The following is a 23073-nucleotide window of genomic DNA, read 5'->3' as shown; positions in this document are numbered from 1 at the left end:
TCCATTTCGTTGACATCTCCTTGTCCCGTGGTAGCCTTTGGAAAGGTGTCGTTGAGGGATTGAACATGCTCCCGCGTATTCTGATTGCATCCGATGCACACAATGAAGGCCGCCCCGACGGCATCATCCTTCCCGACACAACGGACGTGGACGTCTGTATTGTTGCCGGTGACTTCAACGAACCTATTGCGAAATCGATCTACAATCTTCAGGAGGCCTCAAAAGGTGAGGTCGAGATCATATACGTCGCGGGAAATCATGAGCATTATGGTCGCATCTACCGCGACAACATCATCGAAGGGTATCGAGCTGCTGACGAATGTCCGAACGTTCACTTCCTTGAGAATGAGGTAGCAACGATCAAAGGCATCCGGTTCATTGGTGCGACCCTCTGGACCGACTACGCAATCAACGGCAATGTTGGTCTCGGTAAAATCGCGGCTCAGAAGTCCGTCCATGATTACCGGCATATCTACGAACGTGAAGGCAAACTGGTCACGCCCGAATTTTTCGAGGCGATGCACTCACGATCCCGACAGTTCATTTCCAGCGCGCTCGGCGTGCCCTTCGATGGCCCGACCGTTGTCGTGACGCATCATGCGCCGCATCCGGAATCGATTTTTCACTGGTATCGCAACGACGCACACAATGCCGCCTATGCGTCAGACCTCACAGAGATCATCTTCAAGGGGGCTCCAGCCCTTTGGGTTCACGGTCACACCCACCATTCGTTCGACTACAAGGTCTTCCAGACAAGGATCATCTGCAATCCGCTTGGTACTGCGGGAGCGCCTAATCCCGAATATAATCCCCGTCTTGTCATCAATGGCAGCGACCTCATTACCCAGGTCCAGGCTCCCATGAGCTATGAAGAACTTTTCGCAGGCAATTAACGACCACCGTGTTGAGTTGCCTGACCAACCCTCCTTATCGCCAGCCGTAATTGAGACGCCGCTAGACGCCCTTCGCGTACTGGTGTGCCCTCAGAATGTCGACGCGAACGTTGCTTTCATCCACATCAGGTAAGCCCACGAGAAAGCAGTCGATGTTTGCAGAGTCCTGTTCATTGAGCGATTGACCAAGCCGAAAAAATCGCACCTTTCTGGTGCCAGCACCTGCCCTGGTTACCGCAAGGCCAATCATATAGAGCCTGGACTTTCCTTCCTTTGTGGCAGGTGTCGCTTCGAAAGCCTCCTTGATGGATTTTTCCAGGAGCAACCCGCACTCGGCGGGTTCATCGGCTATTCTGTCGCCAAACTCGATCCAGTCTCCGACATAAGTTTAGCAGATCACCGGCCGCCTCGGGCGTCGCGTCAACGATCCAGGGTTCCTGAAGCTCGTTGCGTTCGGTAAGGCTTAGTGATGTGGCTTTTGCATTCTCCGCTCCTGGTGTTCGTGAAGGATTTCCTGTTGATCGTTGGACTTTGCGTCATGGCAACGCCGACAGGCAGCAAAGAATTCCTTGCAATGAATGTTGACATTCTCCTTCGCGTCTGATTATCTGCGGACATTCCTTTGGAATTGGTGAGCTGAGCGGGATCGAAATCCTCACTCATCAATCGAAAAGGAATACACTGATGAAGAAGATCAAGACGGTTTTCGTTATCGACCGTGAACTGCGGCGCGCAACGGAGGTTGTTCAGGAAGAATGGGTTCTGAACGGTGAAGGGAAGGCCACCATCAAGTTTGATGGAACGTCTTCAATGATCCTGAACGGGGTCCTCTACAAAAGGTTCGATGCCAAGCACGGCAAAACCCCTCCCGAGGGTTTCATGCCTGCTGAGGCGGCTCCGGACATCCATACGGGTCATTGGCCTGGCTGGGTTGCTGTTTCGGAAACCGCTCCTGAGGACAAATGGCATCGCGAAGCATTCTCTGCGGGTCCTTTTGAAGACGGAACCTACGAACTTGTTGGTCCGAAGGTCCAGAAGAACAAATACGGCAAAGCCAGGCACGAGCTGATCAGGCATGGTTCTGTCGTAGTCGATGTTCCTCGGACGAGGGAAGGTCTGATCGGATGGCTCGAAGCAAACGAGCACGAAGGTCTCGTCTTTCACCATGAAGATGGTCGAATGGCCAAGCTGCGCCGGAAGGATTTCGGCATCAAGTGGTAAGCGTCTGCTGGCAGGCATACGTTTCGCGGAGGGTCGCTGGAAACAGCGGCCCTTTTTCTGTATTGATTGCAACACAATAATGTTGACATTTAGTGGTCGGAGTGTAATTTGAGGTCATTATTCTGGTTCGTTTGCGTAAGGATTGAAAATGTCTTTGAATGCAATTCGCCTGGGCCTGCTGCTCGATCTGAAAGAGCAATTTTCTGGTCTTGGCAGCCGTGACGTTGACGATCTTGCTCCTTTGCTGACGGCCATTCATCGGTTCGATCACATAACATCTGAAGAAGAACCGGCGGAAGCTGACATGCAGCGTCGGAAATTCCTGCGAGGCATCGTCGATATCGGTGTCAATGCGATGGGCACCAAGCCTTTGCGCGAGGAGGCGAGGTCGAAGATTGTCGGCTACGGCAAAGAACTGTGGAAGCTGTCTCCGGAAGACTAATTACTGAGTAGGAGTTTTGATAATGCAAACTCGTGATGGAAAGCCCTGTACCGTCCTCGGTCCCGGTCCCTTGTCCAAGACCTTCCTCAACGTCAGTATTGAGGGGGAGAAACCGTACCTGGTGTGGGAAAAAACCGGGCGCTATCGCTTGGACGAGCAGGATCATCCCAAGGACCTGGTCCGATAGTAAAGTAAGCGGCTTCTTTAAAAAGGTTGCAAGAAATGTCGAACACGCCTTTGGTCATTTCGTACTCGGTCGGTGATGGATACACGTTTACGGCCGAGATCGTTGTGCCGGTTATGGCAGAATCCAAAGAAGCTTTTTTGGATGCCTTTGACACAGCCATGGCGGCTTATGAACCTCACGGGAATGAGTATTTTTCGATATTCGGACAGACGTTTGAATATCGCCACTTCATCCATTGGAGCGAAGAGCAGATCACCAAGCGTCGGGTTCGGGAAACGTATGATAGCTTCCCTCCTACCATTCAAACCGTCGATGAATGGCTGTTGGCGAGCCAATCTCAATCGAAGCGTCTCATGAATGAGCGACATGGGCAGATTTTCACAGTTTCGACCGAAGCTTCGCCGGGCGTGCAGAAAATCTAAAACGCGTGAGCAGTGATGATCGCGCCCCAAGTCGCCTTCGTCTTCATTTGCCTGAGACTCGAAATATGGACCGGGTCTAATCGCGTCGCTCTTCACAACTTGCAGTTTTTATTATTCAGAGACTTGTCAGCGCTTTAGGTCGAAATTCGTTTGCTCTAATCTCCGCCGTCTGAGACGCCTCATATACGGATTTTATCCGGAGAGGGCGCATGGGTATCTGGAAGATGATGGGTAACGGGCCAATTGTGTGTTTATACACCTTTTTGCCACTCGCAGCTGGCTGCAAGCGGAAGGAACCTCACCTCCGGTTTCCAATCCTCGAAATAAGGATTGGTCTCCCTTGGATCAGACGGCGACCCTCGTCTCCGTTTGTTTCGCTCGATGTGCTCGCTGACGAGCACATCGAGGACAGCCTTGCGGATACCGGGCCGTAGCACCGTGAATGACCGGAAACGTTCCGATCCGATGTTACGACTTGCATTGACATCCGCATGCATCTTGTTTCCGCACCATTTGCAGCTGAATTGCTCCTGGCTCGGTCTGTTCCGCTTGTCGACATAGCCACAGCAAGAACAGGTTTGACTGGTATAGGCAGAGACGACTTCCGTCGTCTCGATGCCAAATTCATCGCTCAGCGCCTGGAGCTTCGTCTGCAAGACGGAGCGACCGCAGTTCTGCAGCAGGCGGTTCATTTGCCGAGAGAACCGCGATGATCGGAAGTTTAGTCGCTCCAGGAACAGCCGCGACGGCCGTCTCGTGGCGATGAGCCGGTTGATGATCCGGTTCAGCTCGGTCCTGATATAGCCTCGCGTGCGCTCGGCGTGTCGGACGTATCGCTTCGATGTCCGTGGCTTTCTTCCTGAGCGTTGTACGTGCCGCGCAATCCCCGACAACGTCTCGTCCAGGGCTTTCAGCTTGCGCAGGAAGTCTCTGCCCAGCAGGTCTCCTTCGTTCGTTGCAAACAAGGTCTTCAGGCCGAAGTCCAATGCCAATGGACCATTGGCATTGGCGGCGTAAGCATCTCTCGCCGCCTGGAATGCTTCGCCGACGTCGGTGATCAAACCGATGGAGATTGCCCCTGTATGGCGATCCTCGATGATCTGGAACGACTGTTTGCGCTCGCCTCGCCGAGCGTTGAATCGGTCATAGCTTCTGATCGGAATGTGGATAAAGCCATCCGGCTCTTCTGTCCTGCAGCTTTCCGGGTTTCCCTCAAACCTGCGATACGCAGTTTTATCCACATGTCGAATGACGTGCCGCTGGTACTGGTCGACAATGTCGCAATGCGCTGGTCGACAACCATGCCTATCCGGGTAAACCGTGGTTTCCTGTGCCTGTTCATGATTTGCGACATGATGTTCCGCGCCAGTCTGCGCGTTCTCATGTCGATGGGGGTGCCATCAATCTGAAGCTCTCGCTTCAGATTGAACCATGCCTTCGCCTTGTTGATGACCAGCAACGCGTGACGCTTTGCTTCATATTCCTCATTTGAGAGGCACGAACCGAAAACAGCTTGGCGAAAATCGTTTTGACGATTGGAGATGTAACTATTCAGGGTTTCAAGAACCTGTTCCCGAACCATCTGGACCTCGGCCGCCCCCAGGACCGCTTTGAGCGGTTCGAGGGCATCGACCAGACCCGGAATCATTTTCGGCAGACGCTTTTTCTTGAACACCGTCGGTTCGACGCCAAAATGAAGACTTATTTGCCGTAGAATACCCCGACGAGCGTCAGCGCCTTGCTTCCGGTGAACCGTCGAAGGATCGAAGAAGGAATCAGACGCACCATCCTGGAAAAAGCAATTCCATTGTAGATCGGCGATCACCTTCGCCGACCTGCGCCACGCCTTAAGCATGACTTTCAAGGTCTGGATTTTTCCAGCATTCATATGCGTTGGCAACTTGTCACAACGGAATATCGACGGGGCTTTGCCCTCCTCACCTTTCTTCCGCTTCACCAATCGACTGCTCTACGCTGAACCATGTCAACATATCGTAACGGGGACGAAGGGGTAGTGTCAACATAGAAAATCAATTAAACACACGACGGCCCGGTACCCAAGATGATTAAGTCCGGGAGGACGTCGCAGACTTTCAACGTTTGATGGACGCTCCGATACCGGCTTGGCGCGCTGCAGATTTGTTCTATAACATCCTTGGCGATGACAGTCTGTTGGATCATTTCGTAGCGGCGGTTGCGGTCGACAAAGGCGCGGACGTTCGGAGCCTTGTCGTCAACCGCATCGATCAACTGTATTTCACAGAGACTCCTACTGAGGACATCTGTGATTTCGAGGTTGCCAGCATTCTAAAAATGGTATGTTGACAGTTTTAAGCCAGCAGAAAGCGATATCTTTTTTACGCTTCAAGCGGTGAAAGACGACAGCGCTGCCAGGCAGCCTGTGATGTGGGCCCGCGATGATAGCGATGGTGATCCTGCTGAGTACGTCGTCAAAAGGGATGCGATTGGCTTGGATTACGTTGTGATTGCGCCCGATGACAAGGTCTATCGGGTCGAGGCCATCCATGCATGTGTTGTGCTTTTTCATCCTGATAACGCGGCCCGGCACCATGTCAGTTCTATCAGTTCGCTCACCATGAACTGACTTGGTCGCGTCCGACTCTGACACGTTCGTTGCCGCTGCTCCTGGAGGCTGATACAACGGCAACGAAACATTTTCACCGATGAAATATGACGTATAATGCATAAAACTGCTGAAATATGTATTTTAACGCATATTTCTGACGAGGCCCTGAGAGTGATCGAAGTCAGCGCCAAGTTCGTCGACGAGCGCCAGCGACTTCGTCCGCTCGACCAGCGTTTCAGCAAAATCTTCTGGCATCGGCAAGTCTTGCAGCAAAGATTGCCATTCATCGGCCGCTTTCTCGACGACGAGCTTGATCTCTTTCTTCACTCTCGCGGTAGGCACGTCGCAGAATTCGGCAGCCCGCTGAAAACGTGCCAGGTCCATGATCCTGCTGTTGTGTGTTCCACGGAAGCGCAAAGCCATGTCGTGTCGATGGTCATAGACGTAGCTTGCGACGATGTCGTAAGCAGGGCTCAGCTGCCCTTCGTGCGGCTTTGGATACCAGAGCGACCAATTTTTCAGATGGGCGTCGGTGTTCCCCATGAGGATGTTGGCGGCTATCCTGCGTGCAGCCTGAAGGAAAGGAGCGGTCCCGCCGCCGCCCAGGCGGGTGGCGATCTTCAAGACAGTCTCTTCGTTGGCGGCCGTGTATTTCCGGTCAGTAGGATCGCCCAGGATTTGCAAGAAGTCTTCCATGTGGACACGGGTGCCATCTGGACGTCTGTCGAACCTGGTTACGGCCAATACCTGATCGCCACCTTCCAGCACTTCTTCCGAAAGACCCGATACCGACGAGGTGGGGACCAGATTAAATTCTGGAACGGTCACGCCAACTGCAGCAGCGAGGGTCATCGAGGAATATTCGACCTCAGGCAGGTTCCGGTATTTGACGCTGGGGAGTTTTGCAATGATGTCGCCGTTCACGCCTGTCGCAGGCAGCGTCAGGCGTTCGTCCTTTGCCTTCTGCATGCTGAACTTCAACTGCACGCCTGCAAGGCTGAACCTAATCCCATGCTGTTCAGTGGTTTCATCGGTGATCGGAGGGGCTGTCCGGCTGCCATCTTCGGCAACGACCGAGACCGCGCCTGGCAGATCGTGTCCTACCCACTTCAAGACGTCGAAATCTGTCGTGGAGCCAGTCGGCATTCCACGAAGCACGAGTTCCTTCAAAGCGCCTTCCGGCAGCAGATTGGTGAACCATGGATGCACATCACGGCCACCCTTTAGCATCGGCGCGCTGCGCAGAAGGGTGCGCGTGTACTCTTCGTCTCCTATGCGCAGCAGGGACGAACTCAGGATCGGCCGGTACTCACCCAGCTCGATATAGGACTCGTCGATATCGAAACGAACCAGGCCGCCTGTATCACGCAACAACGAACCGACACGAACCTTTTCACCGGCGGATTCGATGTAGACGCCAAGGATTTCAAACTTACTCATATTCTCGGCCCCATATTCGGTTCGTCGTCGTCAATGTCATCGGGGATCAGCAGATCGTCGCGCACGCTCGTGACAGGGCGCGAAGGTTCTGCGCGGGTCGACTGCTTCAAGTGATTTTCGATCAGGTTTTGAACAGGACCCAAAACGCGACGCGGCACCAGAACGATCTCCAGGTCGAGCGCGGATGCAATGGAGGTGAGGGTGGACGCTTCGGCGTTCACAGTCCCTGCCTCGATTTTTGAAATACGGGCCTGATCGATACCAGCGATTTCAGCCAACTGACCTTGAGTCAGTCCTCTGGCCTTCCGTAGCCGCCTGATTGCCTGGAGGAATCTCATTGCAACCTCATATTATGTCCTATAAGCCATATTATCCGTGAAATATGTTCTATAGGCCATAATTACACACTTACCTGCAAGGAACAAGAGCAATGGCTTAACGCCGTGCGGCAACCTGCGGACGGTCACGAGCGTCGATGATTCGACATGTTCCATGAACCGGTCATGGATGGTTGTGATGTGTTCGATCTTGTCTGAAATGCTTCCGATGATCAGGTCATAAGCAGCGCGATCCACATCGCGGGGGGCCCTTTCGGCGGCGAGCTTCTCAATCATCGCCTTGTGAAACGGCAGGATGTAGGAGTGGACAAGCTCGTCCCAGGCAATGATCTCATCCACGGACAACTTTTCGCCGCCCGTCCCGGCAAGTCGACTGGCCCTCAAGGCTTTGGCAATGCGCTCGGTCTTGGACCTTGTGTCTTCAGTCATAGGCGTATCGACACCGAAGAAGTGGCGATGAACCAGCGCCGGATCGCGCTCGACCTCGCCGGTCAGTCCTTCGAAGAAATCGAGGCTCTGGGCTCGGATGCTCGCGATCACCTGCAAGCTTTCGGATGGGTGGTAGTTTTCATCCTGCTTGTCGTCAAAAAAGAAAATTTCAGCTCTCATCGGTTGTCTCCCCGGGAAATGAATATGGCCACATCAAGCATTCTACCCCGGGATTCTGGAGTGTTGAGCTGACCCTCAAAAAGATAGAAGATGGCACTGCGCAGTTCAACCTTTTGTGCTAAGCAGTTACTGGTTCGACAGTTGGTGCAGATTCATCGGACTCTAGGCAACATGGGCAAATCGAAAATCCTCAAGTCATTTCCTCGCCTTCAGAAAGCGTTTCAGTCCGCTGAAGACGAGGATTTTCGCGACCAGTTTGAATCGGCAATGAACACCGTATCTGGCTTTGGTGAAGAGAAACCGTATAAGGTCGAGGTTAAAGCTGCCGACAACAGCCTCAAGGAACTGACAGACATTGCCTGGCAACGTCTCATCAAAGACCCATACGCAGGGGACGATGCCGTTGATCCAGACATCAAGAAACTGTTCCTCCGGCTGAAGCACGGCTCAGTAGAGCAAATCGAACGTTCGTTGACCTTGCTCGCCGACAGCGGGAAACACGGGAAAGTCATTAGCGCTGCCTGGGAGGTGTTGAAGGAAATCGAAGGCATCCATTGGAGCGTCTTCAGTGCCAGTGAATCTGCTAAAAAGGGCACTCCGCCTGACCTCCTGTCCAGAGGGCTCGGCACCTGCTCCTGTTGTTTTGGCGAATTCCACGTTCGTAACGAGAAAATGGTTCGCCACGGCCAGCGCAAAATCCAGGACTACATGTGGTCCCCAACCTGTTACGGCGTTGCGTACCCACCTCTCGAAATCTCGACACAAGGGCTTGAAGAATTCATCGGTCGTTATGAGCGCGGCCGGGAGCAGCTCATCGCAGAGATCGCTGACCCCGAAGCAATTCAGACTGTGCCTTTGAAGACCAAGGAAGGCGTAGGAAAGCTAAATCGCGGGGAGGCAGGGTTCGACAAGGCGCTGGATGCCTATGTCGTTAAACTGAAGCGAGATGTCCAAGACATGACCGCAGACCTTGAAATCTTGAGGGACCGTTTGGAGCATTGGTCCTCGAAGCTTTCGAATGAACCAAAAGGTCCTGGCCGATGACCCACCAGGTGACGGTCTCGCGTCCTGAATACGTTCTGCCTGATGATCGTCAGCCTATAGCGATGAACGTCTTTGTGAACGAGCGCCACTACGGTGTTTTGAGGTTCAATGGCGGTGCATATGTCGGCTGTATGCCGACGCATGATGGAAAAATTTTATCCGGTGAGCGCAGTCTTCGAGAGTGGAGGTCATGCGCATCCCAGATTAACAAAGTGGCTTCCGATTTCGACCGCGCGTTGCGACCGGATAAATTCGGTGCGGCGGCAACGTCGATCCTGAATGATCGCATAGCTGCCGCCAAATCCCGACAGATGGATTTCTTTGAAGCGGCAGGAATCCTGCCAGGAGATGTTCACTCAATGAGCGCGGAAGAAAAAGATCGCGTACTGACGCTTTATGGTGAGTGGCTGGAGGCCAACGGAACAATTCCTTTGTTCTGACACGTTTCCTCTTAGAAAATGAAAATGTCCGCTTGACGGTAAGGAGTTTTGGCTCCAAATAGAATTAAGATTTTGTCCAACTGAGGAATTATTGGATGTCTGACACTGCTACAAAGGTCAAAAAGATCGTTGAGGACCACCTGGGTGTAGACCCGGAAAAGATTGTCGAAGGTGCAAGCTTCATCGACGATCTTGGTGCGGACTCTCTCGACACGGTCGAGCTGATCATGGCCTTCGAAGAAGAATTCGAAATCGAAATCGGTGACGACGTTGCTGAGCAGATCATCACGGTCGGCGACGCTGTCAAGCACATCGAAAAGGCAAAGGCGTAATCTTTCTTCGGCCTAGATCAGTATTGAGGGCCGCTGCACTCAAGTTTCAACGATCTTGAATTCAGTTTTAGAGCAATCAGGAAAGGTCATAAAGTGGGCTACAGAAATATTACAGTCAACAATAAGCGGTACCAGTATTCCGTCGGTCGCAGCGGCGTCCACATCAAACTCCCACAAGGTGGGGCGATTTACGCGGACAAGCGTCAGATCGGCATTGATCGAGGGGACGACAAGTTTGCGGTAACGCCAGCTTGCATCCGATCCAAGATCGAGGAACTGGAAGCCAAGACGTCGATGTGATCTCATGTCGATATTCAGAAGGAGCCGCTATCACTAGCGGCTTTTTTTGTTTTAAGAGCCAGAGATCAGGGCCGTAGTTGCCGTCTTTCCGCTTGCTTCGATCCGGTCCACTTCTGCCAGGGCATCGTTCAGAACAGCGATATGTTCTCGCGCAGTCGAAAGCTCCAGCGGAAGGTTTCGCGACATACCGATTGTCCATTTCCCGCCGCTAAAATCGATGCAAACAATTTCACGGCCATGGAGAAGGCCTGTAACCTCGAAAGAGTTTTCACCATATTCCCGCAGCTTTACAGTCATGACAGTTAAACCTTACGCCCGTGTGGTGTTGTGTTGTTTTTGTCAGCGACAGATTATTCGTGGCAGCGTAAAATGTCAACATTTCGCGGGTAACTAAGGAACCGTCTCGCCCTGCTTGTTGATCGTCGACCTAACCTGCGATATGCATGTCGCATTGAAGGGGAGGCGATAATGGATGATGGCTTCGATCTTTTAACGTGCCGGGCGCGAGCACTCGAATATCTAGATGGCGACTCGCCAAATCCGATCATGGCTGTTTCGTCAATGTTCTCTGACATGATGAAGGGGGAGGCCACAAGGAAGCTGCTGGTTCCATCAGTTATGGCTGTCGGTCAGAAAGCGGCGAACCAGGGTGAGGCTGCAGTGCGGCGGTGGCTGGATGCGTTGGTTGAGGCAGACAGAGGGCTTAACGCCGGAACAGTTCACTGACAATGTTCACAGCTTGAGGCAGTACCACTCTAAATCGCGGTAGAAAATGAGCACGTCCTCTGTTTCCTGGGACTTGTCGCCACCCGCAATCTTAGCCCTGTACTCTGCCACTTTTTGGCTTAGATCGTCGGGGTTCTTGAAACCCAACATCGCTTGGGCGCACGATTCCTCGTTCCATTTTTCATTTGAAACTTGAGCGCCTGCTGAAGTGGTGAGCAATGCCAAAAGACCGGCGACTACTATTTTGCGCATTTTTTTGTTTTTCTGCGAACTCCAATGTGTTTAGCGTCAAGGAATTCGTACAACAACGCAACAGTCGAATGTTGACATTTCGGTGAAACCTTTTAATTTCCATACTTCATTTGGAGATGTTCTATGCCATCTAACCGTTCGCGCCCCTTGGGCAGCCTTCAGACTGACATGCTGGTCAACCTTGGTCAGTCTGGTGGTGAGTGGTACTCGGGCTGTGGCAGGCATTGGTACTCGCCCCGCCAAGACACCCAAGTATATCGAACCCTTGTAGCGCGCGGTTATGTCGAAGAGCGGGAGATCGTCCTTCACCGTCAGTCCACGACCTTGTTTCGAATGACCCGGGCAGGGCGTGAGTGGTATTTCACTCGTACCGGCAAGCGTGTTCAGCGCCATCCTTTCGCGAAGGTGACCGACCCTTATGAGGAAGGTGAGTTTCTTGAGGATGTCTCGCCTGGGTCTGCGACACAAGACGTTTCCCCCGTACCTGACGACGAGTTCGACGATTACTCTGTTCGCGATGATGGTATCCAGGGCTGGACCGTGTCTTCGCAGATCGATAGCAAGGATCGCAGGATCATCGGTAACCGGAAAGTGTGGTGGGTGTCCCAGTGGGGCTTTGACGAAGCAAAACGCCTTGCTGAACAACATGCGGACTGGCTGAATGATGATGGTTCGTTTACGGGCCCGGCCATCGCTGTTCCCATCATGATCGCCCCGTTTGGAGCATAGGACCCCGATGCCATTCTATCACGCGACCTGGCGAAAGCATTTGCCGTCCATCCAGAAGTACGGGTTGGGAGGCGCTGCACCGGATCGGCAAAATTTCCCGGTCGAGGCAGGTGTGTACCTGGCGAATGAGCCCATTGTGGCCATCTCGATCCTTTTGGAAGCGTATATCGAGACAGGTGATGAACTCGGCCTAACCCCGCCAGAAGCCTTGGCAGCCATGTGCGTCCTTGTCATCGACGATAGCCGTGTGAACGTTGCCATGCTCGACAGCGACCCGAATATCGAGCGGCGAGACCTGACGCATCTCTATCGCGGCATCATCGATGTCACCGGTTTGCCTGTTCTTTCTGTCGACGATATCGTTCCGCCTGATGCGATGACGGACGAGGAAGCAAAGTCTGTGCTCGGCATTGAATGACCTGGGGGAGGCACCCCCGACGGCGGCAAACCACCCAAATCGATTTCAGCATCACCGAACAGCGGCCCTTCCACAACAGACCGACCCCGCTGCGACCGGACCCGGCGTCTCAACTTCTCGATGACCAGGGAGGTAATGTCCTCTTCATAGTGGTCCTGGAGCGCAAGGCGAACCGGCACATGTCTGTCTTTGACAATCGACGTGAGTGCGGTCATCCGATGGCGACCTTCATGCGAAAGTGCAAGAGGATCGCCGCCGCAGATGCGGAAACGAAGCTCAGCTGGGGCGATAGCCTGCCCGGCGTTGATCTGGCCCGTAAGCCAATCAAGTGACGCTCTCGGGACGGGGAGAGGTGTCGCTATTGCCAGGAATATAGATGGACGCATCAGCGTCCAGATCGCTCCTTCATTGAAAGAGTGATCGACGCAGCCAATGGCATTCCGGTCGTAGAAAATTCCTTCATGCTCGATTGTCATGAAGTGAGGAAACTCAGTTTTGGGCATTTTTAGCCCTCCTTTCGCTAGCGAAAGGGGAGCTACGGCGGGATTGTTTTCACGACGATTTCCTTTTACAGGAGAACAATATCGTGGAGGAGTTTATGATGGGCTGCAAGTCGCCAAGAAATCCTTGGAATTAAAATGTTGACATTTTCCGAATTCGCCTACATTATCTGATCAACAACAGGAGATGAGATATGTCCGTTCATACCAACGCCGCATTTCGTGAACGTCAGAATGCTTCTCTGGAGCGTTCGAAGCGCACTGCGGCTGCGCTCGATCAGGCGATCAAAGAAGATTTGGCTGAGATCGTGAACGACGCCTCCGGCCAGGAGGTAAGCGTGGAAGAGGCGTTGCAACGTCTTGAACGTGAAGATTAAGGCACTGCATACTGGCTTAGCAAATCTCGGCGACTAGCATTTAAGATCAAGGGCTGCAGCCAAGCCGCCCTTGATCTTTTTCCTATTACCGCGTTAGCCCTGGGACAGCGTACTTTTCCTGCATCTCTGCATGCCAGGCTTTCAGTTCCGGCGTCAGCTTCGAGAACCCGTCCCAGTCGGTCGGTTCGTAATGGGTAGCGGGTATCGCAATCCATTGTGTCACCGCTGCTGTCTCTGGCGAGAAGCCGTAAGAACGATGTCCGACGTTACCCCATCGTTTCATTTGCGCGAAATCGTTGATCATCACACCGAACTTTCGCTCGTTCCAGGCGCTCTCGAAGGCTTTCGTCTGGTGATAATCGACTGATGTCAGGTCCGGTTCGTCTGAGGTCCTCAAATCGCTGAAGTTTTTCGGTTCGCCCAGCGTAATGAAAAGGTGCCCCGGCAACTGATATGAGGCAGCCATAAATTTCCAGCCTTCGTCGCTACCGGCCTGACTGACCTCGATGGTTTCCTCATCGGGATATCCGAGGCCGTTCTTGCTCGTGAGGAATGCCCAGCAGTCTCCATAGGTGGGCCAGTCAGAGGGGATGCGCCACGAAGACACTTCGCCGTGTTGAAACGTGATGTCGAAACATTCTTGACCGCTGATCTGCTTGGCCAGTTCGTTCCAGCCTGAATGCTCTTGCGGCCGTACCCGCTCAGTCATGCGATAGCTACTAGGGCGATGCATGTACATGGTTATGCCAGAGTTAGGAATGTAGCTTTGAGCGATCACCGGACTATCTGACGTCCACAGGACGTTGTCATATCCTCCAGGCTTTAGTTGCCCGTTAATCGGCTCGCCGGTGCCATGAAAGAGCAACCCTAAGGGTGCGACGCCATCGCGGATAGCGGCATCAATACGTTGGAAAACTTCCATTTCAAGTTCGTCTGGTGACATCTTCATTACCCGGCATCAATCCCCGGTCACTATCTGTGTTCTCCTGGAAAGCGACAAGCAACCCCGGGGCGGTGATCTATGCAAAATCTATTGGCACCCTCATATAAACGGGGGATTGTCATGTCTCATATCACTAAGGTTGTTTTCACCGATCTGTTTTGGGAAACATTGTCCGATCATCGCAAGCACTCCCGTTATCGCGATTTTCGCAACAGTATCGCCATGTGCATTCGACACAAGTCCCAGAACCGAAGCTTTACGAGTGCGAGCGATAAGCCGTTCAACGCCGACCCCACATTGAAAGGCATCTGGCACTGCAAACTCAGCCGCAATCCGGACGTCATACTTTTCTACCGTATGGCTGAGAACACGATGTTCCTGTCGATGATCGGTGATCATCACGACTACGGATATAACAACAAGGGCACCAATGCTGGCCAGGTCATGGCCAACCGCATCGACCAAGCAATTGCGCGAGGTCATGTTCCGTCGCCGGACTGGGATACGATCAAGTGGTCGACGCCTATGGAGTTGCTGGATCACCCGGAACTCGCCGAGCTTAGCCTGAATGCGTTAGGCCGGGTTCATTCAGCGATCATGACTGAACAGGAAAACTTTGACATGCTCGTTCGCGTAGAGGGCGAACAAAGAAGTCAGTTGCCAGAAGTTTACACGCCATGGTTTGAGGCCCTGGACGCCGTAAACGACAAGATTGAAGCAATCATAGACGCTCGACGCCTTCATAAGAAAGCCGCGCGCGGATATGGCGTGGTGGAAACCGCCTTTACCCGATAGCTCAGATTTCCGGCCACGGGATCGCGCTTACGTATTCCCACCCCGAGGTGTCAATCGTCTCTGCGTTGGTGTCGTGCGAGTTCGAATGGGTCCACGTCTTAGAGCCCGGGTTCCACTGCAGCGCCACCAGCTCCGTGCCGTTGTCTGCGCTGCCATACCGATGGGCCCGGAGCCAATGCATCCCGCAAAGGCGCACGTGCTCGTTTGGCGGGATGACCGTATCGCGGTTGAAGGTCATTGCTGGTTTCCATTCTGGTTTTCAATGTAGGCGTCAACGGCGTCGGGCAATTTGAGCCGCTGGGTACGGGACATTTGGGCCAGGATATCCGCGAGCTTTTCACCCTCGACATCGCCCCGTTCGGCAGCCCATGCCTTGGCACCTTCAACGTCGCAATTGCGAACATTCTTGTCATCGAGCACGCAGTGAAGCGAGCCCCACACGCCGTTTTCTGGCATTTGGTAGTAGGCGGCAAACAGTGGCACAACCTCTGGGATGGTGGGCTTCATGTTCCTCTCCTAGGCAGCTTCTTTTCGTGTTTCCGCAATCTGATCCGCAAACGGCTTCAGGAATTTTTCAAGGCGGTCGATGTTCGCCGGATAGTTCTCATCATCGCGGAGGATGAAAAGCTTGTTGTAATCCTTGTCAACGATCATCCACCCCAGAATTTCTTCATCCTGGTTCCGCATGAACCCTTTTTCCATCGTTACGGAGAGTTCGGGCTTCATTTGGTCGACGAACTGCTTCTCTCCGATCACGATAGCGGGAAATTTGACCTTCGTTACGCCCCAAGTGCCTTTGAAGTTCACACGCCGAGCGGTCATTTTTGCCATCCAGCATGAACCCGGCCAGTTCGCCACGTGCACGTGTGGTCGCGCCGCATTCGAATTCGGCGTAACCCATGTAGTCGTAGTTGAATCCGATCTTCTCGTCGGCAATCATGCGCTGGAGATGAGCCATAACAAAACCTCTGGCTAGATTTTCGATACCAATTTGTTGACATTCCGAAACCTATCATCGAAGTAAGGAAAAGCAAGCGCTGCCTTAAGAAAAACACGCGAATTTCCAACGGCAGCGCATCTGAAAAGGAATTCCTTACGGTCGTTATGTTCCCCGCAGGGGCGTGCCGCAAGGAAATATCGGTTGCGTTTTTCTCTCGCATAAATAGGCTGCTGACGTATATCCAAAAGGAAACCTTGATGTCTGTCATTGATGAAAATCTTATCTCGCTTTCTGATGAAGCAAAAATCCTTGCTTTTTGGCTTTTCCGAGGTGCGTCGCCGGTTCCAGTGCTCTCTAGTCCGGATGGCTTTTTTGGCCCTGTTTACGAGGCCGCTCTCCGGGAACTGAAGGCAGCTGGCATTCTTGGAGAAGCTGTCGAGCGCACTCCTCATCTTGCCTGCTATCATGTCCACCGAGACCTTAGCTCGTTGGTATGGTGGTTTGTCTCACAGACGACGGGACACCGTGACACGCTGGTCGCCTCGATGAAGCGCCGCGAACCGGATGACCGGCCAATTGCCAAGATAGTACGTAGACTTGACGTTACTCTTTCGTGCATTGAGTCTTATCGGAAGTCTGACCAGACTGATTTCGGTCCTTTGGTGGACGTTGTCGACAATCTGCTCAAGGACCTCCGCCTTGAACTGGTCGGCCCCAAAACGGGACCAGACATCAAAAAGGCCAAGCGATTTGACATCGATGCGCAATGGCACCTGAAAGACGATTTGAAGGCGTCCGACATCAAGAAAATGCTGGGTGGCCTAAAAGGAGTTGAAGGCGGCGACAGTAAGTCCAAAGTCAAATGGTATTTTTCGGTTGATGGTGAGAAAGCGGCGATCTGGGACTGGAAAGGGGCTTGGTGTGCCTTTGGCCCTCAGACGGCGTTCGAAAAGCTCGGTTTCAAGCAGATATCGAAGTGGTAGAAGGCGGGGGTCGTTTTTCGCGGCCCCTCAGTCATCACATGCATATTCAGGTGCCTGATCAGTTGCATTGACAGGATGAAATGGTGCAAGGGCGGCTACTGTCAAAAGGGTCCTGAGCAATGGTTCTCAACAAAATCGGTGACGCAAAAACATCTTGGTTGACAGAGAACTCCTGTAGACCTTGAAATGGGATATTCGTTTCACGGACCCCATATGGAAATCTCCTGGCATCAAAATCCTTTGCGAACGACGGTCTGTCTGACCGAGCAGGAAAAAGAGCTTTTCCGCCTGCAAGTTATCGTAGCCGAACTGGAAGAGAATATTGGAACGGCTGCGTTTCATCTTGATACGACTGAGCGAAACAAAACATACTTTGATCCCGAGGAAGCTTTCCAGTATCTAGGGTATGCTGTTGAGGCAGATGTCGGGGATCGGGAGTACAATCTATACCTCTCAGAACTGGAGAGCGGTTCCCATATGGGTGACTGCACCTGTTTTCCGGCCTCCTGTGTGAAATGCCACGCTGAATCCATTTTGGGCATCGACACAATCGATGGTCTGGGCAAGCACTCTGCCCATAAGATTTACGGCTCATTTTCACGGGATGACGCCACCACCATTCATGATGTCATTGAGCGTCTCAGCGATTATGAGCCTGTCCGCTCTGGCGCATGGCTCAATATGCCTGAAGAAGCTTTTAACCAGCACGTGCCCCGCTGGAAGGCCGAGGCGCAAAGGGCGTTGACCTGGCTCACGAGCTACCGAGATCGCCATTTCCCATTGGCTGCTGAACCCGCAAATCCCTATTAATCCGTAATCGAAATGAGTGTTGTTTCATGAGCCGAGAAGTTCGCCGTATTGCCCTCGATTTTAAAGCCCCTGTTGGCCAGGTGTGGGAAGGCTATCTAAACCCCTATCGATCCCGGGCGCGCAAGTGCGCTTGCTTTGCAGAGGGTCGGAACGGTCTCTCACCTCGCGCTCATGAGCTTACCGAGCGTTGGTGGGGTTATAGCCGGTTTGCACCGGAGATGAATGGTTCGACCCCGATAAGCCATCAACATCCCCATATTGCGATGCTTGCCAAACGGAATTTGCTGCACAGTGCGGAGCATTTTGATCTTTCTCGTGAAGAGGTTCAGGCATTTTTCGACGCTGACGTTGATCCTGAAACCGCGACCTGTGACGTGTCGGCTGAGTACATGATCGAAGCCTTACGGCTCACCAGACACTATAACAGTATGTGGGAATTCCATCTGAACGAGTCCGATATCGACATCCTGGTCAAGCGGCCGGAAGCGCTCGGGAATACCCATCACAAGGATGCGGACGGCAACTGGATCGAAAATGACCCTCCCGTTCGGCCGACGGTGGAAGAGTTGCAGCTTTTGATGATGAGCCGTTTCTCGAACTCGCGGATCGAATATCATCTGATCAACGGTATCTGCGAGCGTGAAGGCGCGCGCTACCTCTGCGATACCTGCGAGGGCGATATTGAGATTTGGCCCTCTGAGGCTGATCGTAAGCTTCATGATGAATGGGAGAGACCAGAACCGCCGAGTGGTGACGGGTATCAGCTCTGGTCGACAGTTACCGAGGGGACGCCAAACTCGCCGGTGTTTGCGACGCCGGAAGAACTAGCTGATTTCCTGGTCAGCCCGGATAGTCCGGAGCGCAGAGGCATCAACAGCGATCTCAGCCGGGAGGAATGGCTGATGTTCATTAAAGGGGAGATGCAGTCGGTCGGTTCTGCTTCCACGTCGGCCGCTGGATTGGTCGGTGGTGTGAAGGCCGCCATTCTTACTGCCACGTGATTCATCGTCTGGGTTTGTGCCCTGCAGTCGGTTGCTCCCATAATCGGGCTCGAAAACCCGGGGAACAATGATGTCGAAGATTTCAGGTGTACGAGCAACGCTGGCAGTCCAGCATGCGATGGATCAAGCTGGTTTAAAGAGAACGTCGACCTTGAACGGTGGCGAAATCAATGGCTGGATCGAACCTCAATACTATCGCTCACACGGGTTCGGCGTAAAACTGGACAAGCGGCCCGGTGAACTTGATTGGAGCGTTGTCGTCTCCGGGAAACCTCATCTGCGGTACGAGGAAAGCAAGTATCTTGACGGCGACGAGGTCATGACCTCAAACGATCCCGTGAACCCGGAGCGCCTCTATGATCGGATCAAGAAGGTTTTCGAGAGCTTGGGCATCGTCGTCCATCAGGTCGAATACACCGGCCACCAAACGATGTGGGATGATGACGTCAATTACAATATCAGGACCAATCATCCCGATTGGCTAGAAGCCTACGCTCCCAGTAACCCTGTTCCAAAGATAACGCAGCCTCGCTTGGTCTGTGCACGGCTGATCGAGACCCGGAACACTGCGGTGAAATCATTCACCGCTCTCCCGATGTATCAGATTTCAGACAGAGTTATCCGGGATCAATATTTATTCTCGGTGACGTTTCAGCCCAATCAATTTGGTCTCACGAAGGAAGCGCTGCTGGTTTTGATCGACAACGTGAACAGCTTGGCAAAGCACACACCTTCACTGGTCGATGCCGTGCGCCTAGAAGGGGACGAGCTTCACCTGAAAGTCGGCTTCGAGGACGTGGTTCGCCCGAAAACGATCACCAATGCCTGGGGTGATGACGTCGAAATCTATCTCTGGCCGAGATCGAACATCTCTTTGGAGCGCAAGTACACTCCCGCCTGCCCGATGCTGATCGCTGGCGAAATGACCTCCGCTCCATCCTTCCCGGTTCTCGATCTTCAATATGAGGGAGAAGGTCCCTGGACAATTGAGATGCCGTCGCGTTCATTTACACCTTGATCAGGACCATTCGCATGAAAAACTCTACTCCCCTTGCTCCAGTGTCTTCGGAGATCGCCGCCCTTCTGACTGGGAATTCGCAGGCGGATCGTCTGATCAAACGCGTTCTAGCTCGGGCCGTAACTGCGGGTGAGGAATCATACGATCAGGAGATTGATCGGAAAATGCGTCAGGTCTCATCTTGGATCGCAGACGCGGTCAATAATCGAGATACCTGGTTACAGCGGCGAGACCGAGACGGATACCCGAAGCTGCTTCGCAGGGCCTACACACTCGACGCTTTGGTCGGCCTGTCGGAGAAGACCCGCTACAGGGAAGACAATCGGCGCGCGCGGCTGCGTTACGATACCGACAATTTCCTCACTGTCGCCGAGTATTCACACGGCATGAGCTTGGTCCGACTGCTGTCTCCTCTCGCGGTCGATTTTGAAGGTGGCCGCATAGGGCATCCAGTGGCAGGTACCGCATATGCCCGCAAATTGGATCAGGGGCATCAGTATTTCAGTCTTAGGAATGCCAATAACGAACCCGTTGCGATCATGGCCACCCACAATGGCCGCTTCAAGGCTTGGAGCAGGGAAGGCAAGAGCGTGCCACAAGAGCACCTTATCGTGCTCGGACCTTTCGTGGCGGCATGCCAGTTCAAGACATCGATATCGGCCGAGGCATTCGGCTACATCAGGGATGACAAAGGAAAGTGGCATCCCTTCAGTGATCTGCCTGATGGGTTGGTTGTTCCTGATAACTTGTTCCTGGGAGGCACCGGGATTGAGGTTCTTTCCGGCGACATGATCATCAAGGGACTGCTCGACGCCGGTAACAGCAACCTTCGTCACCTGTCGGACGGTCTTTCGGTTGACGGGTTCATGTGCATCAGCGGAACCAACGTCACAAGGTTGCCGAGGAGGCTCGTTGTGCGTGGGAACCTCCTGCTGTCCGGGCTCGATATCGATGAACTACCTGACGACATCAATGTCACCGGGGTGATCTACATTCGAGGAACGAAGATCAAAACGTTGCCGGACACGATGAGGCCGAGCCAACTGATCGACTGCGAGCATGGAACGATCACGGCGGCGGAGTTTCGCGAACTGAATGCGAGGCTGGAACCAAGCTTCTGAGTTGGGAACCAAGGAATTCCTTGCGCGTGGCCGAAAATTGTATATGTTGACATTCTGTGGTCGCAAAGGATTTCAAGGTGGCAAAAGCTAAAATTCGTCAAAGCCCGGGGCAAGGCAGCAAGATAGACACGTTCCATTTTGACGTTCAACAGGTCATTGGAGAAGTGTCCGACGGCGAAGGTAATAGCAAGGACCGCATTCTCCAGCGCAAAGTTTCATTTGACCTGTTTATGGTGAAGAGGTTCGATGAAAGCACTGATCTGCCTCCTCCAGCTGCAGTTACGGACGTTTCTTTTCGTCTTTTCTGCGAAGAAACAAAGGACGAGGTATTTGGCTCTGATGTTTCCGTCATGCTGAAAGACATGCGTTCGCGGCTCGACAAACGCTTCAGGATCACGTGGAAGCCTTGGTTCCTCGTGAAAATCGATCCTGCTCGAATTTACGAAGGTAGTGGTAGTGGACTGACAATTTCCTGGGAAGATATCGAACGAGGTGAGGCCTATGACGGCTCGGTGCTCATGCGTCGATGGGATCGCTACGCGCAGCTTCATTCCAGTCACTGGAAAGTCAGTACCTGGCCGAAAAACTTCATCGAGAAGAACAAGATGTTGGCTGCCATTGAAGCTACGCCAGAAAATCGAGCTGCTCTTGAGCTTGCGCGGGACCAGATCGATGAGCTGAGGCGTGTACTTGTCGAGCGGGTCGGCCCAAAGTTCATCGAACAGACGCTTCGCACTTTGATGGGTGGCGGCAATTTCCTTTTGCAGCATCATGCAGATGACGAGTAGTTGTGGGCTACACGCACCTCGCAACAGCGACAATCTTCCTGCACCACGATACTTATCTCGTGACGCGTGCCAGCATAGATGACTGGGAACGTTCGAGCACTTTGACGGTCTCGATTGCCACATTGCCCGCGCACCTGCTCGCTAACTGAGTTTCAGGGGCGGTTCATACGGCCGGGACAGATGCCTTGTTAGCCTTCAAAGCCTGAAACACCTCTTGTACGACGCCGTCCAGGAATAAGGGTCGGCTACTGAGATCGATCTTTCGACCGGTCTCCTCAATCAGGGCGATCTCGATATTGTCGATATGATACTCTTCAATGCCGATATCGCTTTCCAAGGCGTCGGAAGACTCGCAGTTTTCTATCGCAACTCCAGACACGTCGAATACGATGTCGCACACCAGCTCAAACGCTTCCTGGCCAAGGGCTTCAATGTCTTGTTCAGTCATTGCGTGTTTTCCTTCCGGGGCTGGCTCAGTGCCTCCTCCAACCGTTTGAGTTCCGTTTCCAGCGTGTTGGTAATCCGGTCCAGGCGTTCAGCATTGTGCTCAGCGCACCAGAATGGGGACCAGTGCGTTCCGGCCGGTTTATCGCAACCCTCTTCAACGCAGCGCTTCCCGGTGTGGTACTTCGAAGAATTGAGCGGATGTTCGAGGTCTCGATGTGGAAGATCGGTCATCGCATTTAGCCTCTTTGCGCCCGGAAGGAGAATTTAGCCATTGCCGACGACGCAAGGTCGATCACGAACAAAAGCATGACTGATGCGAAAAACGCCCGATCTTCTTTGGCACGGGCTATTTCGCCAGCGGTTTTCTTGGTTCTGGAAAATATCTTCATTCAATCATGCTGCCGCCAGATGCAAGGAGTTGTCAACGCGCAGGGTCAGGATTTTCCCGCTCAGTATCACTTCAATACGTTGACAGCTGCCTTTTCTCCTTGGACACTTTCTTGGTCAAGGAGTTAAACAATGCCCAAGTTTTCTGATGAAATGTCGCCGCTTGAGCGAACTCTTTATCGTTCCAGTCCCCGAACTCATGAGTACGAGTCGCTCACTGGGAAAATCAGGAGAGGCGAGCGAAAAAAGGCCCTGGAACAGATTCAGACCCTTTGGCACGGCTGCACGCCTGAAGAAGCAGTCATGATCTATGATGCATTCAAGCAGTACGCGGTCGGCTCCGATGGCACGTTGGTAGAGATCGATGTTGAATCCGTGCCAGCTGAAATAGCTGAGTGGGAGAAAACCAACACAAATCCATTCCGGAAACATCTGATCTTCTTCGGCCGTATCGGCACCACTATGGGGACGTTGTCTTATCAGAAGGATGGCGGCGGCTATCGGTTCAATTCGGCGTATGTTTCCAAGAAACAAATAGACCAAGTTTGGAAATTCGTACCAAATCCGTAATAACTTCAAATAG

The 23073-nt window shown here is 53.0% G+C and carries 35 protein-coding genes; 22 read left to right on the top strand and 13 right to left on the bottom strand.

What is annotated here, in order from left to right:
* The first annotated feature begins 65 nt into the window (after positions 1-65).
* From FFR93_RS04545 to FFR93_RS04530, 4 genes are all read left to right on the top strand, one after another.
* Positions 66-893 (top strand): metallophosphoesterase family protein, encoded by an 828-nt coding sequence (locus FFR93_RS04545; RefSeq protein ID WP_138392185.1) that lies wholly within the window; start codon positions 66-68, stop codon positions 891-893.
* Positions 894-1577: 684 nt separating this feature from the next.
* Complete coding sequence (locus tag FFR93_RS04540) at positions 1578-2114, top strand: DUF5565 family protein (protein WP_138392184.1); 537 nt, start codon at positions 1578-1580, stop codon at positions 2112-2114.
* 148 nt (positions 2115-2262) lie between these two features.
* Positions 2263-2556 (top strand): hypothetical protein, encoded by a 294-nt coding sequence (locus FFR93_RS04535; protein WP_138392183.1) that lies wholly within the window; start codon positions 2263-2265, stop codon positions 2554-2556.
* 222 nt (positions 2557-2778) lie between these two features.
* Positions 2779-3165: a hypothetical protein gene (locus FFR93_RS04530; RefSeq protein ID WP_138392182.1), complete on the top strand. Its 387-nt coding sequence runs from the start codon at positions 2779-2781 to the stop codon at positions 3163-3165.
* Positions 3166-3416: 251 nt separating this feature from the next.
* On the opposite strand, the gene FFR93_RS04525 is transcribed toward FFR93_RS04530, so the two are convergent.
* Positions 3417-4226: a zinc ribbon domain-containing protein gene (locus FFR93_RS04525; RefSeq protein WP_138392181.1), complete on the bottom strand. Its 810-nt coding sequence runs from the start codon at positions 4224-4226 to the stop codon at positions 3417-3419.
* Positions 4223-5122, bottom strand: coding sequence for a hypothetical protein (locus tag FFR93_RS04520; RefSeq protein WP_138392180.1), 900 nt, complete (start codon positions 5120-5122; stop codon positions 4223-4225). Before FFR93_RS04520 ends, FFR93_RS04525 begins: the two co-directional genes overlap by 4 nt.
* 414 nt (positions 5123-5536) lie before the next feature.
* Between FFR93_RS04520 and FFR93_RS04515 the strand changes: the two genes are divergently transcribed.
* On the top strand, positions 5537-5770 hold the full coding sequence (locus FFR93_RS04515; protein WP_138392179.1) for a hypothetical protein: 234 nt from the start codon (positions 5537-5539) through the stop codon (positions 5768-5770).
* Between the two features lie 123 nt (positions 5771-5893).
* Here the strand turns inward: FFR93_RS04515 and FFR93_RS04510 are convergent, their stop codons facing one another.
* Genes FFR93_RS04510 through FFR93_RS04500 form a run of 3 tightly spaced genes read right to left on the bottom strand, consistent with a single transcriptional unit; the run spans position 5894 to position 8139 of the window.
* On the bottom strand, positions 5894-7192 hold the full coding sequence (locus tag FFR93_RS04510) for a type II toxin-antitoxin system HipA family toxin (RefSeq protein WP_138392178.1): 1299 nt from the start codon (positions 7190-7192) through the stop codon (positions 5894-5896).
* Positions 7189-7530 (bottom strand): helix-turn-helix transcriptional regulator, encoded by a 342-nt coding sequence (locus tag FFR93_RS04505; RefSeq protein WP_138392177.1) that lies wholly within the window; start codon positions 7528-7530, stop codon positions 7189-7191. The genes FFR93_RS04510 and FFR93_RS04505 overlap by 4 nt, the downstream gene beginning before the upstream one ends.
* A gap of 12 nt (positions 7531-7542) precedes the next feature.
* Positions 7543-8139 carry a hypothetical protein gene (locus FFR93_RS04500; protein WP_138392176.1) on the bottom strand — a complete coding sequence of 199 codons (597 nt, stop codon included), beginning with the start codon at positions 8137-8139 and terminating at the stop codon, positions 7543-7545.
* A gap of 90 nt (positions 8140-8229) precedes the next feature.
* Here FFR93_RS04500 and FFR93_RS04495 point away from each other — a divergent pair, with 90 nt between their 5' ends.
* From FFR93_RS04495 to FFR93_RS04480, 4 genes are all read left to right on the top strand, one after another.
* Entirely contained in the window at positions 8230-9183 is a 954-nt protein-coding gene (locus tag FFR93_RS04495) for a hypothetical protein (protein WP_138392175.1), read from the top strand.
* Entirely contained in the window at positions 9180-9623 is a 444-nt protein-coding gene (locus tag FFR93_RS04490; RefSeq protein WP_138392174.1) for a hypothetical protein, read from the top strand. Before FFR93_RS04495 ends, FFR93_RS04490 begins: the two co-directional genes overlap by 4 nt.
* Before the next feature lie 95 nt (positions 9624-9718).
* Entirely contained in the window at positions 9719-9955 is a 237-nt protein-coding gene (locus tag FFR93_RS04485; protein ID WP_138392173.1) for an acyl carrier protein, read from the top strand.
* A 93-nt stretch (positions 9956-10048) separates the two neighbouring features.
* A complete protein-coding gene (locus FFR93_RS04480; RefSeq protein ID WP_138392172.1) occupies positions 10049-10255 on the top strand; it encodes a hypothetical protein in 207 nt (68 codons plus the stop codon).
* 51 nt (positions 10256-10306) lie between these two features.
* On the opposite strand, the gene FFR93_RS04475 is transcribed toward FFR93_RS04480, so the two are convergent.
* On the bottom strand, positions 10307-10552 hold the full coding sequence (locus FFR93_RS04475) for a hypothetical protein (protein WP_138392171.1): 246 nt from the start codon (positions 10550-10552) through the stop codon (positions 10307-10309).
* 171 nt (positions 10553-10723) lie between these two features.
* On the opposite strand from FFR93_RS04475, the gene FFR93_RS04470 reads away from it, so the two are divergent.
* Positions 10724-10981: a hypothetical protein gene (locus FFR93_RS04470; RefSeq protein WP_138392170.1), complete on the top strand. Its 258-nt coding sequence runs from the start codon at positions 10724-10726 to the stop codon at positions 10979-10981.
* 6 nt (positions 10982-10987) lie between these two features.
* Here FFR93_RS04470 and FFR93_RS04465 read toward each other — a convergent pair whose 3' ends face one another.
* On the bottom strand, positions 10988-11233 hold the full coding sequence (locus FFR93_RS04465; RefSeq protein WP_138392169.1) for a hypothetical protein: 246 nt from the start codon (positions 11231-11233) through the stop codon (positions 10988-10990).
* 168 nt (positions 11234-11401) lie between these two features.
* On the opposite strand from FFR93_RS04465, the gene FFR93_RS04460 reads away from it, so the two are divergent.
* The 4 genes from FFR93_RS04460 to FFR93_RS04450 all read left to right on the top strand — a co-directional run bounded on the left by FFR93_RS04460 (position 11402) and on the right by FFR93_RS04450 (position 13257).
* A complete protein-coding gene (locus tag FFR93_RS04460) occupies positions 11402-11962 on the top strand; it encodes a hypothetical protein (protein ID WP_138392168.1) in 561 nt (186 codons plus the stop codon).
* A 7-nt stretch (positions 11963-11969) separates the two neighbouring features.
* A complete protein-coding gene (locus tag FFR93_RS04455) occupies positions 11970-12380 on the top strand; it encodes a hypothetical protein (protein WP_138392167.1) in 411 nt (136 codons plus the stop codon).
* A gap of 179 nt (positions 12381-12559) precedes the next feature.
* Entirely contained in the window at positions 12560-12712 is a 153-nt protein-coding gene (locus tag FFR93_RS40705; protein WP_171049076.1) for a hypothetical protein, read from the top strand.
* Between the two features lie 362 nt (positions 12713-13074).
* Complete coding sequence (locus FFR93_RS04450; protein ID WP_138392166.1) at positions 13075-13257, top strand: hypothetical protein; 183 nt, start codon at positions 13075-13077, stop codon at positions 13255-13257.
* 85 nt (positions 13258-13342) lie between these two features.
* On the opposite strand, the gene FFR93_RS04445 is transcribed toward FFR93_RS04450, so the two are convergent.
* Positions 13343-14206, bottom strand: a complete 864-nt coding sequence (locus FFR93_RS04445; RefSeq protein WP_138392165.1) for a hypothetical protein — start codon at positions 14204-14206, stop codon at positions 13343-13345.
* Between the two features lie 114 nt (positions 14207-14320).
* Between FFR93_RS04445 and FFR93_RS04440 the strand changes: the two genes are divergently transcribed.
* Positions 14321-14995, top strand: coding sequence for a hypothetical protein (locus FFR93_RS04440; protein ID WP_138392164.1), 675 nt, complete (start codon positions 14321-14323; stop codon positions 14993-14995).
* 1 nt (position 14996) lies between these two features.
* On the opposite strand, the gene FFR93_RS04435 is transcribed toward FFR93_RS04440, so the two are convergent.
* Genes FFR93_RS04435 through FFR93_RS04425 form a run of 3 tightly spaced genes read right to left on the bottom strand, consistent with a single transcriptional unit; the run spans position 14997 to position 15826 of the window.
* The gene (locus tag FFR93_RS04435) at positions 14997-15233 is read right to left on the bottom strand and encodes a hypothetical protein (protein WP_138392163.1); all 237 of its coding nucleotides are present in this window, start codon (positions 15231-15233) and stop codon (positions 14997-14999) included.
* A complete protein-coding gene (locus FFR93_RS04430) occupies positions 15230-15502 on the bottom strand; it encodes a hypothetical protein (RefSeq protein ID WP_138392162.1) in 273 nt (90 codons plus the stop codon). The genes FFR93_RS04435 and FFR93_RS04430 overlap by 4 nt, the downstream gene beginning before the upstream one ends.
* A gap of 9 nt (positions 15503-15511) precedes the next feature.
* Entirely contained in the window at positions 15512-15826 is a 315-nt protein-coding gene (locus FFR93_RS04425) for a hypothetical protein (RefSeq protein ID WP_138392161.1), read from the bottom strand.
* Between the two features lie 366 nt (positions 15827-16192).
* On the opposite strand from FFR93_RS04425, the gene FFR93_RS04420 reads away from it, so the two are divergent.
* From FFR93_RS04420 to FFR93_RS04395, 6 genes are all read left to right on the top strand, one after another.
* A complete protein-coding gene (locus FFR93_RS04420; protein WP_138392160.1) occupies positions 16193-16918 on the top strand; it encodes a hypothetical protein in 726 nt (241 codons plus the stop codon).
* A gap of 213 nt (positions 16919-17131) precedes the next feature.
* On the top strand, positions 17132-17728 hold the full coding sequence (locus FFR93_RS04415) for a hypothetical protein (RefSeq protein ID WP_138392159.1): 597 nt from the start codon (positions 17132-17134) through the stop codon (positions 17726-17728).
* Between the two features lie 26 nt (positions 17729-17754).
* Complete coding sequence (locus FFR93_RS04410) at positions 17755-18729, top strand: hypothetical protein (protein WP_138392158.1); 975 nt, start codon at positions 17755-17757, stop codon at positions 18727-18729.
* 70 nt (positions 18730-18799) lie between these two features.
* On the top strand, positions 18800-19747 hold the full coding sequence (locus FFR93_RS04405) for a hypothetical protein (protein ID WP_138392157.1): 948 nt from the start codon (positions 18800-18802) through the stop codon (positions 19745-19747).
* Positions 19748-19911: 164 nt separating this feature from the next.
* Entirely contained in the window at positions 19912-20868 is a 957-nt protein-coding gene (locus tag FFR93_RS04400; protein WP_138392156.1) for a hypothetical protein, read from the top strand.
* A gap of 77 nt (positions 20869-20945) precedes the next feature.
* The gene (locus tag FFR93_RS04395; protein ID WP_138392155.1) at positions 20946-21656 is read left to right on the top strand and encodes a hypothetical protein; all 711 of its coding nucleotides are present in this window, start codon (positions 20946-20948) and stop codon (positions 21654-21656) included.
* Between the two features lie 163 nt (positions 21657-21819).
* Here the strand turns inward: FFR93_RS04395 and FFR93_RS04390 are convergent, their stop codons facing one another.
* Positions 21820-22104, bottom strand: a complete 285-nt coding sequence (locus FFR93_RS04390; protein WP_138392154.1) for a hypothetical protein — start codon at positions 22102-22104, stop codon at positions 21820-21822.
* Positions 22101-22334, bottom strand: coding sequence for a hypothetical protein (locus FFR93_RS04385; protein ID WP_138392153.1), 234 nt, complete (start codon positions 22332-22334; stop codon positions 22101-22103). Before FFR93_RS04385 ends, FFR93_RS04390 begins: the two co-directional genes overlap by 4 nt.
* A gap of 288 nt (positions 22335-22622) precedes the next feature.
* Between FFR93_RS04385 and FFR93_RS04380 the strand changes: the two genes are divergently transcribed.
* The gene (locus tag FFR93_RS04380; RefSeq protein ID WP_138392152.1) at positions 22623-23060 is read left to right on the top strand and encodes a hypothetical protein; all 438 of its coding nucleotides are present in this window, start codon (positions 22623-22625) and stop codon (positions 23058-23060) included.
* Positions 23061-23073: the final 13 nt, after the last annotated feature.

It is taken from the genome of Rhizobium sp. MHM7A (assembly GCF_005862215.1).
Taxonomy (GTDB): domain Bacteria; phylum Pseudomonadota; class Alphaproteobacteria; order Rhizobiales; family Rhizobiaceae; genus Rhizobium; species Rhizobium bangladeshense.
The sequence above is the reverse complement of the archived record's forward strand: the minus strand, read 5'-3'. Positions and strand labels throughout refer to the sequence as shown.